Origin of the sequence: Erythrobacter sp. NAP1 (genome assembly GCF_000152865.1) — a bacterium.
In the GTDB taxonomy this organism is placed as follows: domain Bacteria; phylum Pseudomonadota; class Alphaproteobacteria; order Sphingomonadales; family Sphingomonadaceae; genus Erythrobacter.
The window spans coordinates 2,116,208-2,131,162 of sequence record NZ_CH672390.1 but is presented as its reverse complement, the minus strand read 5'-3'; the positions used below and the strand labels follow the sequence as shown (position 1 = coordinate 2,131,162).

At 62.1% G+C, this 14,955-nt stretch carries 12 protein-coding genes; 2 read left to right on the top strand and 10 right to left on the bottom strand.

Annotation, left to right across the window (positions count from 1 at the left end; all coding sequences use genetic code 11):
• Entirely contained in the window at window positions 1-1,152 is a 1,152-nt protein-coding gene (gene dinB, locus NAP1_RS10090; RefSeq protein ID WP_007165187.1) for a DNA polymerase IV, read from the bottom strand.
• Window positions 1,153-1,280: 128 nt separating this feature from the next.
• Here dinB and NAP1_RS10085 point away from each other — a divergent pair, with 128 nt between their 5' ends.
• Window positions 1,281-2,537: a multidrug effflux MFS transporter gene (locus NAP1_RS10085; protein ID WP_007165186.1), complete on the top strand. Its 1,257-nt coding sequence runs from the start codon at window positions 1,281-1,283 to the stop codon at window positions 2,535-2,537.
• Here the strand turns inward: NAP1_RS10085 and NAP1_RS10080 are convergent.
• The 8 genes from NAP1_RS10080 to crtY all read right to left on the bottom strand — a co-directional run bounded on the left by NAP1_RS10080 (window position 2,534) and on the right by crtY (window position 11,480).
• Complete coding sequence (locus tag NAP1_RS10080; protein ID WP_040464922.1) at window positions 2,534-4,084, bottom strand: acyl-CoA carboxylase subunit beta; 1,551 nt, start codon at window positions 4,082-4,084, stop codon at window positions 2,534-2,536. The genes NAP1_RS10085 and NAP1_RS10080 overlap by 4 nt on opposite strands.
• A 142-nt stretch (window positions 4,085-4,226) precedes the next feature.
• Window positions 4,227-6,095 (bottom strand): acetyl/propionyl/methylcrotonyl-CoA carboxylase subunit alpha, encoded by a 1,869-nt coding sequence (locus NAP1_RS10075; RefSeq protein ID WP_007165184.1) that lies wholly within the window; start codon window positions 6,093-6,095, stop codon window positions 4,227-4,229.
• Window positions 6,092-6,562 carry a hypothetical protein gene (locus NAP1_RS10070; protein ID WP_007165183.1) on the bottom strand — a complete coding sequence of 157 codons (471 nt, stop codon included), beginning with the start codon at window positions 6,560-6,562 and terminating at the stop codon, window positions 6,092-6,094. The genes NAP1_RS10075 and NAP1_RS10070 overlap by 4 nt, the downstream gene beginning before the upstream one ends.
• 33 nt (window positions 6,563-6,595) lie before the next feature.
• Complete coding sequence (locus NAP1_RS10065; protein WP_007165182.1) at window positions 6,596-7,606, bottom strand: phytoene/squalene synthase family protein; 1,011 nt, start codon at window positions 7,604-7,606, stop codon at window positions 6,596-6,598.
• Complete coding sequence (locus NAP1_RS10060) at window positions 7,603-8,184, bottom strand: TIGR00730 family Rossman fold protein (RefSeq protein WP_007165181.1); 582 nt, start codon at window positions 8,182-8,184, stop codon at window positions 7,603-7,605. The genes NAP1_RS10065 and NAP1_RS10060 overlap by 4 nt, the downstream gene beginning before the upstream one ends.
• 1 nt (window position 8,185) lies before the next feature.
• On the bottom strand, window positions 8,186-8,620 hold the full coding sequence (locus NAP1_RS10055) for a hypothetical protein (RefSeq protein WP_007165180.1): 435 nt from the start codon (window positions 8,618-8,620) through the stop codon (window positions 8,186-8,188).
• On the bottom strand, window positions 8,617-10,128 hold the full coding sequence (locus NAP1_RS10050; protein ID WP_040464921.1) for a phytoene desaturase: 1,512 nt from the start codon (window positions 10,126-10,128) through the stop codon (window positions 8,617-8,619). The genes NAP1_RS10055 and NAP1_RS10050 overlap by 4 nt, the downstream gene beginning before the upstream one ends.
• Before the next feature lie 74 nt (window positions 10,129-10,202).
• Window positions 10,203-11,480: a lycopene beta-cyclase CrtY gene (gene crtY / locus NAP1_RS10045; protein ID WP_007165178.1), complete on the bottom strand. Its 1,278-nt coding sequence runs from the start codon at window positions 11,478-11,480 to the stop codon at window positions 10,203-10,205.
• Between the two features lie 199 nt (window positions 11,481-11,679).
• Between crtY and NAP1_RS10040 the strand changes: the two genes are divergently transcribed.
• Window positions 11,680-12,660, top strand: a complete 981-nt coding sequence (locus tag NAP1_RS10040) for a MipA/OmpV family protein (protein WP_007165177.1) — start codon at window positions 11,680-11,682, stop codon at window positions 12,658-12,660.
• Window positions 12,661-12,755: 95 nt separating this feature from the next.
• Here NAP1_RS10040 and NAP1_RS10035 read toward each other — a convergent pair whose 3' ends face one another.
• Window positions 12,756-14,828 carry a S9 family peptidase gene (locus tag NAP1_RS10035; RefSeq protein ID WP_007165176.1) on the bottom strand — a complete coding sequence of 691 codons (2,073 nt, stop codon included), beginning with the start codon at window positions 14,826-14,828 and terminating at the stop codon, window positions 12,756-12,758.
• Window positions 14,829-14,955 lie beyond the last annotated feature (127 nt).

Below are 14,955 nucleotides of genomic sequence, written 5' to 3'. Positions count from 1 at the left end.
CTATAGCAGGCTGAGCTGCGCGTCCTCGCGTTGCTCCTTGCCGCGATCCTGCGCGCCTTCAAGATTGCTCAGCGTCAGTCCCATCAACCGGATCGGCATCGGAAGTGGCAGCGCTTCTTCGAGCAGTTCGCGCGACAGGCGGGCAAACTCCTGCTTGTCCTCGATCCAGTGCGGGACTGACTTCGCGCGCGACATGATCTGGAAATCGGTGAACTTCACCTTGAGAGTGATTGTGCGCCCGCGAGTGGGCTTGTCGTCTTTGGAGGCATTCTCGATCCGGCCCCAGACGATCTCGATGATGTTCTCCAACGTGTCGCGCAGCGCCGCCCCGCTTGAGATATCCTCGCTGAAAGTGCGCTCCCCACCGACCGACTTGCGGACGCGGTGCGCGCGCACCGGGCGCAGGTCGATCCCACGCGCGGCGCGGTAGAGGTAGTCGGCGAAGGAGCCGAAATTGGCGCGCAGGAACTCGATGTCCTTTGCAGCAAGATCGGCGCCCGTTTCGATGCCTAGGCGTTTCATCTTCTCCTCGGCCTTTGGCCCCACGCCATGAAAACGCCGGATCGGCAGGCCGGCCACGAAGTCAGCGCCCTGACCCGGACGTATGACACACAATCCGTTCGGCTTGTTCTGGTCGCTAGCCAGTTTTGCGAGGAACTTGTTGTAGCTCACCCCCGCACTCGCCGTCAGCTTGGTCTTCGCGCGGATTTCCTGTCGGATGAGTTCAGCGATCCGGGTCGCGCTGCCGATGCCGAGCCGGTCTTCGGTCACGTCGAGATAGGCCTCGTCGAGGCTAAGCGGTTCGACATGCGGCGTGTGGTGCTCGAAGATGCGGCGGATCTGGCGGCTCGCTTCCTTGTAGGCATCGAAGCGGTGGCGCACGAAGATCAGGTCGGGGCACAGCCGCTTGGCCGTGACCGATGGCATGGCGCTGCGCACCCCGAACTTGCGGGCTTCATAACTTGCCGCAGCCACCACGCCGCGTCCGCCTGATCCTCCGACGGCCACCGGCTTTCCGCGCAATTCCGGATCGTCGCGCTGTTCGACGCTCGCGAAGAAGGCGTCCATGTCGACGTGAATGATCTTGCGCAGCCCTCCGCTGCCCGAGGCTTCGGCCTCGTCTTCTGCATCGTTGGAGGGGTCTTCGGACATGCCTCACGAAATAGTCGCTTCATTGCTGCGAAGAAAGCATTGCTGGAACTTTCCGCGAACACAGCGATTTTGTGCATATGCGAAAAGAACAGTGGTCATCGGGTGAGCCTCAGGGCAAGGGAGCGGCAATGGCAACCGCTGCCCCCATCTCTGCGCCCACCAAACGTCTCGGCGAGACCGAGATGATCTGGATGATGGCCCTGCTCATGGCGCTCCAGGCGTTCGGGATCGACGCGATCCTGCCTGCGCTTGACGAGCTTGCGGTGTCGCTGTCCGTCCAAGGCAATGATCGTCAGTTCGTGGTCGGCGTCTACCTGCTGACCGCGGGCATCGGGGCGCTAATCCCCGGCGCATTGGCGGACCGGTTTGGTCGCCGCCCGATCCTCCTTGGGTCGATCGCTGTCTATATTGTCCTTTCCATCGCAAGCGCACTTGTGACCACTTACGAGGCATTGATCGCCGTTCGTGCGGCGCAGGGCTTTTTCGGTGCGGGCATTGTCGCTCTGCCGCCGGCGATCATTCGCGACCGGGTGGGCGGCGACAAGATGGCGCGCATGATGAGCCTGATTTTCGTGATCTTCCTGATGGTCCCCGCCATCGCCCCCAGCATCGGTGAGGTTATCCTGCTTATCGGCGACTGGCGCATGATCTTCGGCGCGATGGCGCTTCAGGGGCTCATCATCGGAGCATGGGTCTATTTCCGCCTGCCGGAAAGCCTCACCGAAGAGAACCGTCAGGAAATCCGCCCCCGCGTGATCGGCGGCAACATGCTGCGCGCGGTGAGCATGCCGAGCATTATCGGTTACGTAATCGGATCTTCGCTCGTCTTCGGGGCACTGTTTGGCTTCATCAATTCCTCGCAGCAGCTCATCTCCGAAAGCTTCGGTGCGCCGGATCTTTTCCCGATCATATTCGGGATCTGCGCAGGCTCGATGGCATTCGCCAGCTGGTCGAACTCGCGCATTGTGGAGCGTTTCGGCGCGCGCCGCGTGAGCCATACCGCGCTGCTCACCTTCATCTTCGTTGCCAGCCTGCAGGTCTATTTCGCTTTCCAGCCAAACGAGACCCTGTGGCAATTCGTGCCGCTGATGGCGATCAACATGATGCTGCTCGGCTTTATCGGCAGTAATTTCGGTTCAATCGCGATGAACCCGTTTTTCGACATCGCAGGTGCGGCAAGCTCGGTTCACGGCTTTATCCGCCTGACTGTCGCGGCCCTGTTGGGCGCAGCGGTGGGCTACGCCTATGACGGCACACCGCAGCCACTCGCGCTTTCGCTACTGGCCGCCGGGCTCGCCTGCCTTGCGCTCGTCCTGTTCAGCGAAAAGGGCAAGCTGTTTGGTCCGCCCGAGCCTGAAATGGGACTGGGCGCGAAGGAAGCCTAGGCCTCCGCCTCAAGCTTGCGCCATGCAAGCTGCGCAAATTCGCACAGCAATGGCCGCGTATCGCGCGGGTCGATGATATCCTCGACATTGAAACGCTCGGCTGAGCGGAACGGCGAGGTGACTTTCGCCAGCCTTTCGCGGATCGCGGCGAGTTCGGCTTCGGGGTCTTGCGACGCTTCGAGCTCGGACTTGTAAGCGACCTCGATCCCGCCTGCGATGGGCAGGCTTCCCCAGTCTCCGCTCGGCCAGCAGAAGCGATATTGGAAGCGCTCGGCATTGCTCATCGCGCTGCCCGCAATGCCGTAGGCACGGCGCAAGACGATGCTCGCCAGTGGCACGCTCGCCTTGTAGATCGCGTTCATCGCCTGCACGCCGTAGCGGATTGTCCCCGCTACTTCCGCCTCGCGTCCGATCATGAACCCGGGATTGTCGACGAGGTGAACGATAGGCAGGCGGAATTGATCGGCGAGCTTAACGAAACGCTCGACCTTCTCGCTGGTCTTTGCCTCCCAAGAGCCGCCCAGATAGCTGGGATCACTCGCGACCACCGCAACCGGCCAGCCATCGAGCCGGGCAAAGGCGGTGATGGCGGCGCGTCCCCAGTTCTTGCCGATCTCGAAAACAGTGCCCTGGTCGAGCACCATCTCCATCGCCTGCCTCATGGAATAGACTTGGCGTGGATCGCGCGGGACAAGGCTGAGCAGCGCCTCTTCGCGGCGGTCCACCGGGTCGGTGTTCTCAGCGCGGCGGGCAAGCTGGCCGACATGTTCGGGCATGAAGGAGAGGAAGTAGCGCGCGCGGGCGAAAGCCTCGGCCTCGCTTGCGACTTCGTCATCGACCACGCCGTTGCGCGTGTGAATGTCGACGCCGCCAAGCTCTTCTTTTGCTTGCTGGTGGTCCTCGGCGCTCTTGTATGCTGCGCCGAGGCCGTCGACCACGGCAGGGCCAGCGGCAAACAATTGCGATAGTCCGCGCACCATGATCGAATAGTGGCTGGCGACCGTCCGCGCCGCGCCAAGGCCGGCCGTGGGCCCAAGAGCAAGCGCGACCACCGGCACTGTGTCGAGATTTTCAACCACGGCCCCCCAACCCGGGACCGCCGGAATGTAGGTCGCGCCGATTTGTTCGAGGGTCTTGACCGAACCCCCGCCGCCCGTGCCGTCGATCATGCGGATGATTGGCAGCTTGAGTTCGTTCGCCATGGTCTCGGCCTGCACCATCTTGCGCGCGATCCCGGCGTCTGCTGCGCCGCCGCGAATGGTGAAGTCGTCCGCGGTGGCGACCACCGGGCGACCATTGATCGTGGCCTTGCCGAAGAGGAACGGGGCAGGGGTGACGCCGGTCAGGTCGCCGTTTTCGTCGTAATGGCCCTTACCTGCGATCTTGCCGATTTCGCGGAAGGAACCCGGATCGCATATCGCATCGAGCCGCGCGCGCGCATCCATCTTGCCACGACCATGCTGCTTGGCGACCTTGTCCGTGCCGCCCATCTGATCGGCGAAGGCTTCGCGCTGGCGCAGTTCTTCGAGTTCTTTTTCCCAACCCATCTCTATCTCGTCATTGCGAGCGTAGCGAAGCAAGCCATGGACGACTCATCGCGGCCACAACAACGGCAATTGTGTCGGGCAAGAATTGGTCCATGGATTGCCGCGTCGCCTGCGCCTCCTCGCAATGACAAGGAAACCCGGATCACTCCGAAGGCTCCACCACACAGAGGACCGCTTCGACCTGCACCTGTCCGCCGACGCTCGCTTCGAGGCCGGTGACAGTCCCGTCGAAGGGCGCGGTGAGGGCGTGCTCCATCTTCATCGCCTCAAGCACCATCAGGCGCTGGCCAGCGGTGACTGCGTCGCCTTCGGAGACGTCAACCGCGATGACCTTGCCCGGCATCGGCGCCAGGATCGCGCCGTCTGCAGCGGAAGCGTGGCCTGAGCCTCTCACGGCGGTTTCAAATTCGAAGGCCTGTCCCGACGAAAACAGGAGCACACGCTCGCCATCGACAATGCCCGTTGCCTCGATATCCGCGTCTGCTCCGGTCACCGGGACATCACGGCCCTCGCCCTTATGGGCGAGGTGCACCGACAGACGCGGCGCAGCATTAAGACGCAGGCCAGTGGGCAGGTTTTCGTGGTCTTCGCTGGCGGCAAGAAGCGCAAACTCGCTCGCCGTCTGCCAGGCCGCATCGCTCGGCAAGGGATCGGGAACGAGCGTGTCCATCTTGCGCGCAATGAACCCGGTTTCGAGATTTGCGTCGACAAAATCATCGTCGAGCAGGGCGCGCGCGATAAAACCAGCATTGGTGCGCACCGGCCAGACCTCGACCTCTTCTGCAATGTCGGCGAGCAGGTCTATCGCTTCGTCCCGGTCCTCACCCCACGCGATCAGCTTGGCGACCATCGGGTCGTAAAATGGGGAAATCTCGTCGCCCTGTTCGACCCCGGTTTCGATCCGCCCCTCTTCGCCCAAGTCGAAATGGTCGAGCGGGCCGGTCGAGGGGAGGAAATCGGTCGCTGGGTCTTCTGCGTAGAGCCGCGCCTCAATGGCGTGGCCGTCGATGCTGAGTTCATCCTGTGTCAGCGGAATCGCCTCGCCGCTCGCCACGCGCAGCTGCCACTCCACCAGATCCACTCCGGTGATTTCTTCGGTCACCGGATGCTCCACCTGAAGGCGCGTGTTCATTTCCATGAAGAAGATGCGGTCGGCGCGCAGGCCTTCGCTGGCGTCGGCGATGAATTCGATCGTGCCTGCGCCCTCGTAATCGACCGCCTTCGCGGCGCGCACGGCGGCGGCGCAGATTTCCTCGCGGGTCGCCTCGTCCATGCCGGGGGCGGGGGCTTCCTCGATCACCTTCTGGTGACGGCGTTGGAGCGAGCAGTCGCGCTCGAAGAGGTGGACGACGTTGCCGTGGCTGTCGCCGAACACCTGCACTTCGATATGGCGGGGTGAGGTGATCCACTTTTCGAGCAGCACCTCGTCATTGGAGAAGCTCGCCTTGGCCTCGCGCCGACAGCTTTCGAGCGCGGCTTCGAAATCCGCCGCAGCATCGACCTTGCGCATCCCCTTGCCGCCGCCGCCCGCGACCGCCTTGATCAGCACAGGATAGCCGATGTCGCCCGCTTCTTTGGTGAGCCGTTCAACGGACTGGTCCTCGCCAAGATAGCCGGGTGTAACGGGCACACCGGCTGCGATCATGCGTTCCTTGGCGGCGTCCTTCAGGCCCATTGCCTCGATGCTTTCAGGCTTGGGGCCAACCCAGATCAGCCCGGCATCGATCACGGCCTGCGCGAACCCGGCGTTTTCCGACAGGAAGCCGTAGCCCGGATGGATCGCCTCAGCGCCCGTCTCCTTTGCCGCCGAGATGATCTTCTCGCCGACCAGATAGCTCTCGGCAGCAGGCGAGGCGCCGATATGCACCGCCTCGTCAGCCATGCGCACATGCAGCGCCTTGGCATCGGCGTCCGAATAGACCGCAACCGTTGCCACGCCCATTTCGCGGGCCGTGCGCATGATGCGACAGGCAATTTCGCCGCGATTGGCGATGAGAAGCTTGGAGATCATTGCGGCGCTCCTTCGCAGCCTTCTTCACGGTGCGAATAAGCAATCCCGGCGATTTTCCACACGCCTTCGACCCGCACGAGGTTGAGGATGTTGGTCCCGCAATGCGAGCGCTCTCCATCGACGAGGAATTCGTAATCGGCGAGCACGGTCGCAACCGGGCCGTCTTCGACCGAGCGCAAATTCCAAATCGGCTCTGCTAGATCGTTTTGCGAAGCTGCGATGGTTGCAACCAGGCCGTCGAGCGGGACGGCGCGCACGCGGTCCTCACCTTCACGTTCTTCGATCACGGTGACGCTTGTGCCCTCGATGATATGAGCGCGCATTGCCTCTGCATCCTGCGCGTCAAAAGCGGTCATGAATGCGGTGACGGCGGCCTCGGGACCCGCGGCTTCGTCATGAGCTTCGGCAAGCGCCGGAGTGGCGACGAGCGCAAGTGCACTGGCAGCGATTGTGTGAAATCCTCTCATGCCTCGCAGCGCTACGCCGCAAGCGCGCGCGCTTCAAGCCGGATCGGGTCGATAATCCGCGATACCCCAGTCGATTGGCTGATCAGGCTCGTGCGGGCGATTGATGACAGCCGAGACGAAACCGCGCACGCCGTACCACGCCTTTTCCCAGCGCGGGACGTATGTGCGCGAATTCCAAGCCTCGATACCGCGCTTCCTGACCTTGCGCCCGATCGCGCCGTAAATACGCGCTGCCGAGAGTACCGCCCAGCGGCTGCGAAAAGGTAAGCGTGCTGCGCCAACGCGGGCGGCGGCCTCGTGCTTTTCGACAAGATCGACGAGGCGCGCTGCCATTTCGGCAAGTTCCTCGCGGTGGTGCGGCTTCGTGTGCTGGCCGGGTTCGATGTCCTGCTCCACCAGCCACATTTCAGGGAGGTAACAGCGGCCCGCGGCATCATCCTCGACAATATCGCGGGCGATGTTCGAGAGCTGAAACGCCAGGCCCAGATCGTTGGCCCGGTCGAGCGTGTCCTTGTCCTTGGGGTCCACCCCCATAACAACCGCCATCATCACCCCGACCGCGCCAGCCACGTGGTAGCAATAGCGCATCATGTCGGCCTCGGTGCGAGGCCGCCAGTCTGCGGCATCGAGCTGAAAGCCTGCGATGACGTCTTCGGCCATCTGTTCGGTCAGGCCAACTTCGGCAGCGACCAAGCCGAAAGCATCAAAAGCAGGATCGGCGGTGGGAAGGCCATCGAGTGCGCGGCGTGTCAGCAGACGGATGGACTTGAGGCGATCTTCGGCGTTTGACTGATCGCCGAGCTCACCGCCCATGTGCTGATTGTCGGCAATGTCATCGCATCTGCGGCACCATGCGTAGAGCAGCCATGCGCGTTCACGCGTGGTCTTGTCGAACAGGCGCGCGGCCGCATGAAAGCTGTGCGAGCCTTCGCGAATTGCGATCCGGGACTTTTCGACCAATGCCTCGCGTTTGCGCCCGCCGCCGGGGACGTTGGGCGTATCCCGCCGGTCCTTCAGGAAAAGCGGGCGCGGCTTGGTGCTCACAAATCTTCGGCTTTCATCTTGAAGATCGGGGTGTGCGGTTTGTAGGCCGCCATCTTGTCGAGCAGATCGGGCAGGCGATCTGCATGGATCAGGATATTCTGGTGGGCAGGGCGGACGAAGCCGACGTCCGCCATGCGAGCGTTGAACTTGATGAGGTCGTCGTAAAAGCCGAAGGCGTTGAGCAGACCAACAGGGTCCTGATGATAGCCAAGCTGCGCCCAGCTCATTGCTTCCCAGAGCTCGTCCATCGTTCCCACTCCGCCCGGGATCGTGACGAAGCCGTCCGAGAGGTCGGTGAACTTCTGCTTGCGCTCATGCATGCCGCGAACGGTGTGAAGCTCGGTGCAGTCGTTGTTGGCAACTTCGGAATTGGCGAGCGCCTCAGGTATCACCCCGATCACCTCGCCGCCCTCCTGCAAGGCGCCCTTGGCCACCGCGCCCATCAGCCCGAGCCTTCCGCCACCATAGACAACCCCGATCCCGCGCTGGGCGAGGGCAGCGCCGACATCTTCGGCGAGTTCGATATAGCGCGGATCGGCAGGGGTGGCGGAGCCGCAATAGATGGCGAGGCGTTTCATGTCAGTCGGTCACTTCCAATTCCACCTGCGCTCCGTCTGGCAGGTCGCTTATCTGACGAGCCACGTCGCCGGTCACACGGATCAGCTCTTCGAGTGGCCAAGTCCACATGTTTTCTGGCGAGTAACGCCCTTCGATCATGGCAGGCAATTCCAGATTGAGAACATAGCCTTGCGGCGGTTCGCCCAATCGCTCGAGCGCCTTCGAGTATAGCTCGCCACCGAACCAAAGCTCCTTGGCCTCATCAGTGCGGAGATGTGTTTGGGCTTGGTCGTTGCTACCGAGCGCGATCACCGCCATTCCATCGGGATCGAGATAGAAGAACTGCTCCTCGCGATCAGAGACAACGAGATGACCCATCGGACTTTGGGCGCGGATTCGGTTGATCGAGATACCCGTCCAGGCCCAGCTATCATTCACTGCATTGACAAGGTTCATGCGGTCGCTTTAGCGGCCAAGTCCTCCAGCACAATACCTGCCGTAGCCTTCGCGCTGCCGACCACGCCCGGAATGCCTGCGCCTGGATGGGTGCCTGCGCCGACGAGATAGAAATTCTCGATCACGTCGTCGCGGTTGTGGCCGCGCAAGTAAGCGCTCTGCCACAGGACCGGTTCAAGGCTGAAGGCGCTGCCCATATGGGCGGAAAGGTCCTGCTTGAAATCCTTGGGTGCGTAGCTGAACTTGGTGACGATCCGGTCGTGGATGTCAGGGATCAGGCGGCGCCCGATTTCATCGAGGATCGCCTTTTCAAGCTGCGGGCCAACCGCGTCCCAATCAACCGCAAGCTTGCCCATGTGAGCGACGGGGACAAGCGCGTAGAACGTGCTCTTGCCCTGCGGTGCCATGCTCGGGTCGGTGACGGTCGGGTGGTGCAGATAGATCGAGAAATCCTGCGGCAGCACACCGTGCTTGTAGATGTCGTCGACAAGCCCGTGATAGCGCGGGCCGAACAGGATCATGTGGTGCGGGATGCCCGGCCACGTTCCCTCAAGCCCGAAATGCACCACGAACAACGACGGGCTGTAGCTCTTGCGCGCGAGCGACTTTGCGTATTTGGGGCCACGCTCCGAACCTGAGAGCAGGTCCTTGTAGGAGTGCATGATGTCGGCGTTCGAGGCGACCGCATCGAAGCGTTCCTTCCACCCCGACTTGGTTTCGACCTCGCTCGCGCGAGTGCCGATCGTGTGAACCTGAACCACCGGATCGCCGACGCGCATTGTGCCGCCGAGGCGCTCGAAGTGTCGCACCATGCCGGCGATCAGGCGGTTGGTCCCGCCGCGTGCCCACCAGACGCCCCCATCTTTCTCAAGCTTGTGGATCAGCGCATAAATGCTCGACGTCTTCATCGGGCTTCCGCCGACAAGCAGCGTGTGGAAGCTGAATGCTTCGCGCAGCTTTTCGCTTTTGATGTATTTCGACACCATGTCGTAGACGCTGCGCCAGGCCTGCTTCTTGATGAGGGCAGGCGCGGCTTTCAGCATCGACTTGAAATCGAGGAACGGCACAGTGCCAAGCTTGAGATAGCCTTCTTCGTAGACTTCCGCCGAATATTCGAGGAAGCGCTGATAGCCGACCACGTCATCGGGGTTCAGCTTGGCGATTTCAGCGGCGAGCTGTTCCTCGTCGTTCGAATAATCGAAGTTTGTGCCGTCCGGCCAGTTGAGGCGATAGAAGGGCATGACCTTCATCAGCTCGACATCTTCGGCAATGTCGTGGCCGGTCAGTTCCCACAGCTCCTTCAGGCACGGCGGGTCGGTGATGACGGTCGGGCCAGCGTCGAAGGTGAAGCCTTCTTTGTCCCAGAAATAGGCGCGGCCACCGGGCTTATCGCGCGCTTCCACGACCGTTGTCTCGATACCATGCGATTGCAGCCGGATCGCAAGCGCCATCCCGCCAAAGCCCGCACCGATGACGCAGGCGCGCTTGCCTGCATACTTTTCGGCCATAGCCGGATTGATGCCTTTTTCGCGGCCCGATGGCGGGTTGAGGTCAAGCCCGCCCTGGATAGTCGAATTGACGTTCATGCCTCATTCTCCGCTGGAATTTCGTTTTGTGCAAACTCAGAGTGTCCAAACTCCGTTTGCGCATCTGTTTTGAGAGGCGCGCCGCGTTTAAACATGGCGGTGATCGCGCTTGGGATAGGTACGGGAGGCTCGCCCCACAGGACGCGGACCTTGTCAAAAGGATTTGAGCGGGCCGCGTAAAAGCGTTCGATCAGCCCTTCGCGCAGCCGGTAGAAGCGCTGAAAGACCTTGACCCGCCGCTCTGGCCGGGCGGCGAAGAACAGGAAGCGGGCGAGCAGGCGATAATAGCCGGTCTTGCGCCAGTGGCGGCGTGCGCGAACCTCGAACAAAGCTGCGAGTTGCTCACCCGAAAGATCGGCGTTGTCAGCAACTGCGAGCGCATTTTCAACCGCGACACACATCGTGTAGCTGGTCAGCGGGTGAGTGAAGCCGCCGCGAGCGCCCGCAACTGCGACGCCAGGAATGCGGATAGTATCCTGATAGGCTGAGAAATCACCGCCGGTCAGGACCGGGAGCACGCCTGCCTCGTGTCCAACGATTGCGCCATCCTGCCAACCGTGTTTGCTGGCATATTGATCGATCCGGCCCGACAGCGCGCTGCGATCGAGCATCGGATCGTCGGCGTAATAGGTATCTTCGAGGAAGACGTCGTGCGCGCCCAATGGCAGGACATAGACGAACCGATAGGCCGAACCGTTGCCATGCGGCGCATGCTGGTCGACCGTCGCATCCATGATTACCGGACGCTCCTGCCCGTGCGGTTCGCTCAAACGGATGTGGCGGCCAAGAAAGACCTGCCAGCCACCATTGAGATGCGGGCTCGGCTTGAAGCTGCGGCAGTCGATCACGCTGCGCGCATTGAGTCGCTCGGGTTCTCCGAATTCTGGCGCCGCAAGATCGACGCCGCTCGCATCGAGACCCACCGCCTTGCGACCAAGATAAAGCGCGCTTTCAGGCAGTTCGCGCAAAAGCCCTTCATGGAAATCGGCCGATGCCATTGAACGGTAGGCCGTCTTGAGCTTGCGGCGATACTTTGGAAAGCGGACCTCATATCCGTCGTCCCAGCCGGTTTGACGAAAGGCGGAGAGCAATTCGCGGCCCTTCGCGGAAAGGTCGCTGTCGAACCAGCTCCAGCGATGGTTGCCGCCCACCACGCGACCCGCTTCGACGAGGGCGATGCGATAATTGGGCCGCGCCTTGTGCAGCGCAAGCGCGATCAGCCCGCCAGCAAGGCCTCCGCCAACAATGACGCAATCGAATTGTGAGTCGCTCATCTGTTTCAAGGCCCTAGGCGCTGGTGAGGGCAGGGGCAATGACGCGCTGGATTTTGATCCCGGCAGGCCTTGCGCACGGTGTGCTCGGGGTGTCATGCAACCGGAACCGCTCGCCTCTAAGTGCATTGTGTGCATCAATTCTCGCGCGCACTCTACACCCTATCCCCGACTGGAGACACCCTTGTACCCCGCTCCCCGAATGCTCGCTGTACCCGCTCTCGCGCTTTCGGCCCTCTTTGCGGCCCCTGCGGCGGCCGAAACTGGCGATGATCTGACCGGTTTCGACCTTGCCGATGCTGCCAGCGAGCCAGAAGATACCGCACCAGAAAGCGCTGAGGGTGTTCCCCAGCAGGAGCGTCCACCCCAGGGGCCAGTGACGAGCGGCCCGCCGTCGGGCGTTGCGCCATTCAAGTTCGTATTCGACGAAACATGGGCGACCGTGGGGATCGGGGCAGGGCTTGTTCCAAGCTATTCGGGATCGGACGATTACGTCGTTTTCCCGCTACCGCTGATTGTCGGGCGCGTGGCCGGTGTCGGGATCAGCCCGAACGGTCCCGGCTTCAATCTCGACCTGCTTTCACAGGGCCCTTCGCTGATGCCGCCCGAGACAAGCTTCTCGTTCGGCCCGTCCTTCCGTTTTCGCAATGACCGGGCAAACCAGATCGAAGACGAGGTGGTCGAGCTTGCAACCGAGCTCGATGTGGCAATCGAAGTGGGCGTCAATGGCGGCGTGAGCTTTCCCGGGATCTTCGCAGAGCGCGACAGTATCACCCTCAACGCGCAGGTTCGCTGGGATGTTCTCGATGCACATAACGGCATGCTGTTCGAACCCGGTATCAGCTATTTCAGGCCGTTCGGGAACAGCGCCGCCCTGCAATTGAGCGTCAATGCAAGCTTCGTCGACGATGACTTTGCCGACTATTATTACACCGTCACGCCCGCCGATGCGGCAGCGACGGGGCTTGCCGAGTTTACCGCCGATGGCGGGCTGAACAGCGTCGGTTCAATCGCGATCCTCACCTTCGACCTCGATGGCAATGCTTTGAACGGCGGCCTGAACATTTACACCGTCGCTGGCTACACGCGGCTTGTAGGCGATGCCGCTGACACCCCGTTCACCGTAGACCGTGGCAGCGCCAACCAGTTCATCGGCGGCATCGGGCTTGGGTACACGTTCTAATCTGTGAGCGCCCTTCCGGGCCGATTTGCTTGAGCTCAAAAGGCGAAAGGGCCGCCTAGCCGGGCGGCCCTTCCTTTATCTGACTTCGACGGCGATCAGTCCTCGCTGTCGTCCTCTTCAGCACTAGCGCCCTTGGCGCCTTCGGCCAGTTGCGGGCGCGCAGGCGGCATTTCAGCGTCGCGGTCGCCGGTCTTCAGATAGGTGTCGAACCATTCCATCATGCGCAGGTTATAGTCATAGCGGTGCGAAGCCATCCGGTTGCCGTGCCCTTCGCCAGGGAAGAACACGAGACGCAGCGGCGTGTCGGGCTTACGCACCTTGATGAAGCGATAAAGCTCCATCGACTGAGACGGATCGACGCGCGTGTCTTCTTCGCCGTGCATGATCAGCAGCGGGGTTTCAGCACGGTCGGTGTAGTAGATCGGCGAAACCTCAAGCATCTTCTGCCAGTTGTCCCACGGCCATGCGAGACTGTGAACGTTGTACATCTCGTAAGGGATGTCGGTGGTGCCGAACTTGCTGATCTGGTCCGAGATGCCGACGAACATGACGCTCGCTGCGAACTCAGCCGAATAGTAGGTCGCACCCCAGGCGCTTGCATAACCGCCATACGATCCGCCGGTGATGCCGGTGCGATCGGGATCGGTGATGCCGTCAGCGGCAAGCGCATTCTTCGCATCGACGATGTCGCGGAATTCCGGGTCGGTGTAGCGGCCCTGGTGCTGCTTCGAGAAAGCGGTGCCATAGCCGGTCGAGCCGCGATAGTTCGGCAGGAACACGGCATAGCCCTGACCCGCGGCAACATGGCCCGGCTTCGAATAGGCGGTCTGCCAGCCGTTCGAATCGTGCGCTTCCGGCCCGCCATGGACATTCATGATCGTCGGGGCGCCGCCTTCGGGAACGCCGCCGACCGGCAGGATCAGCACGCCTTCGACTTCCTGGCCGTCGGTCGCGGTGAAGGTGTAGGCGCGCTGTTCGCCGAAGGTGATCTCGGACAGCCACTCATTATGCTCGGTCCAGCGTTCGAAAGCGCCGTTGTTCCAGACGAAGAGCTCGGTCGGATGTTGCGGGGCATTGGCGGTGAAGGCGACGTGGTCGCCTGCTGCTTCGACCCCGGTGAGGATCAGCTCGCCCGGATCGATGACTTCAGCGAGGGTGCCATCGGCATTGTGGACGTGCACCTCGGACTGAACACCGCGGTGCACGACCGTCATCAGTCGTCCGTCGGACAGCCATTCAGCATCGACAGTGGCAAGCGGCTCGCCCGCGTTGATTGCGCGAAAATCGCCAGTGGCTGTATCGACGAGGTGCAGCGTCGTTGCAGCCGGATCGTTCATGTCGACCCCAGCAATCAGCGAAAGCTGCGACCCATCCGGCGAAATCTCGACGTCGCCGAGCTTGCCCGGCGTTTCTACAACCGCGCGCACATCGCCGCTTGCAAGGTCGATGACGTTCACCCGCTTTGAGGTGTAGCTGTCGTCGACCAGCGGGGTCGGCGTTGTCTCGATGATGCCGAACGATCCGTCAGGCGCGATGTCGAATGCCGAGACGTAGCCAGGCAGCGCGATCTCACGCGGCTCCTCGTCGATCTCGCCATCCATCATGATGTTTGCGGCGAACATGCGAGCAGGGCGGAATTCTTCCTCGTAAACCTTGCTCGTGAAGCCGCCCTTGGCTTGCGCCTCGCGCTGTTCGTCCTTGGCCGGGCCGACCATCATGTAGATCGTGCGGCCATCCGGGCTGAAGCGGTAATCGCGAACGCCGCTGTCCTTGACCGCAGCGAGTTTCATGTAGGTGCCGCCATCGACAGGCACGCCCCAAACGGCGGTGTCCTCGTCATCCTTCGACCAGGTGAAGGTGAGCATCCGGCCATCGGGCGAGAACGAAACATCGCCCGGCGACACGTCTTCGGGCAGGAATTGGCGCGCGATATCGGGGCCGGTGGCAATGCTGAGCTGCGACTTGAATCCACCATTGTCCTCGCCTTCGGTGACGTCGGGCAGGCTGCCGGTGGTGTAGGCGATGCGCGTGCCGTCGGGCGAAATGGCGATGGCGCCAACGCTTTCGATCTTAGCGACGTCTTCGGGAGTCATCGGGCGGGCATGTGCGGTGGCGGTCAGCGAAGCGGTCGCGAACAGCGCGGCGGTAGCAACGGTCAGTCGGTTCATGGGTTTGTCGTACAGTCCTCTCAAATTCCAGACAATGCGCGCCGTAATAGCGACCACCGGATGAATCGCAAATGTCGAGCGCGCTTAACGGGCAGGGGTTGTCAGCACGGCTGGACAGCGGCATCAC

What these genes read in the sequence shown, in the direction of transcription:
- NAP1_RS10070 (WP_007165183.1), bottom strand. Translation starts at nt 6,562, where the DNA reads ATGAGAGGATTTCACACAATCGCTGCCAGTGCACTTGCGCTCGTCGCC.
- NAP1_RS10055 (WP_007165180.1), bottom strand. Translation starts at nt 8,620, where the DNA reads ATGAACCTTGTCAATGCAGTGAATGATAGCTGGGCCTGGACGGGTATC.
- NAP1_RS10075 (WP_007165184.1), bottom strand. Translation starts at nt 6,095, where the DNA reads ATGATCTCCAAGCTTCTCATCGCCAATCGCGGCGAAATTGCCTGTCGC.
- NAP1_RS10040 (WP_007165177.1), top strand. Translation starts at nt 11,680, where the DNA reads ATGCTCGCTGTACCCGCTCTCGCGCTTTCGGCCCTCTTTGCGGCCCCT.
- NAP1_RS10035 (WP_007165176.1), bottom strand. Translation starts at nt 14,828, where the DNA reads ATGAACCGACTGACCGTTGCTACCGCCGCGCTGTTCGCGACCGCTTCG.
- NAP1_RS10060 (WP_007165181.1), bottom strand. Translation starts at nt 8,184, where the DNA reads ATGAAACGCCTCGCCATCTATTGCGGCTCCGCCACCCCTGCCGATCCG.
- NAP1_RS10080 (WP_040464922.1), bottom strand. Translation starts at nt 4,084, where the DNA reads ATGGGTTGGGAAAAAGAACTCGAAGAACTGCGCCAGCGCGAAGCCTTC.
- NAP1_RS10085 (WP_007165186.1), top strand. Translation starts at nt 1,281, where the DNA reads ATGGCAACCGCTGCCCCCATCTCTGCGCCCACCAAACGTCTCGGCGAG.
- crtY (WP_007165178.1), bottom strand. Translation starts at nt 11,480, where the DNA reads ATGAGCGACTCACAATTCGATTGCGTCATTGTTGGCGGAGGCCTTGCT.
- dinB (WP_007165187.1), bottom strand. Translation starts at nt 1,152, where the DNA reads ATGTCCGAAGACCCCTCCAACGATGCAGAAGACGAGGCCGAAGCCTCG.
- NAP1_RS10050 (WP_040464921.1), bottom strand. Translation starts at nt 10,128, where the DNA reads ATGGCCGAAAAGTATGCAGGCAAGCGCGCCTGCGTCATCGGTGCGGGC.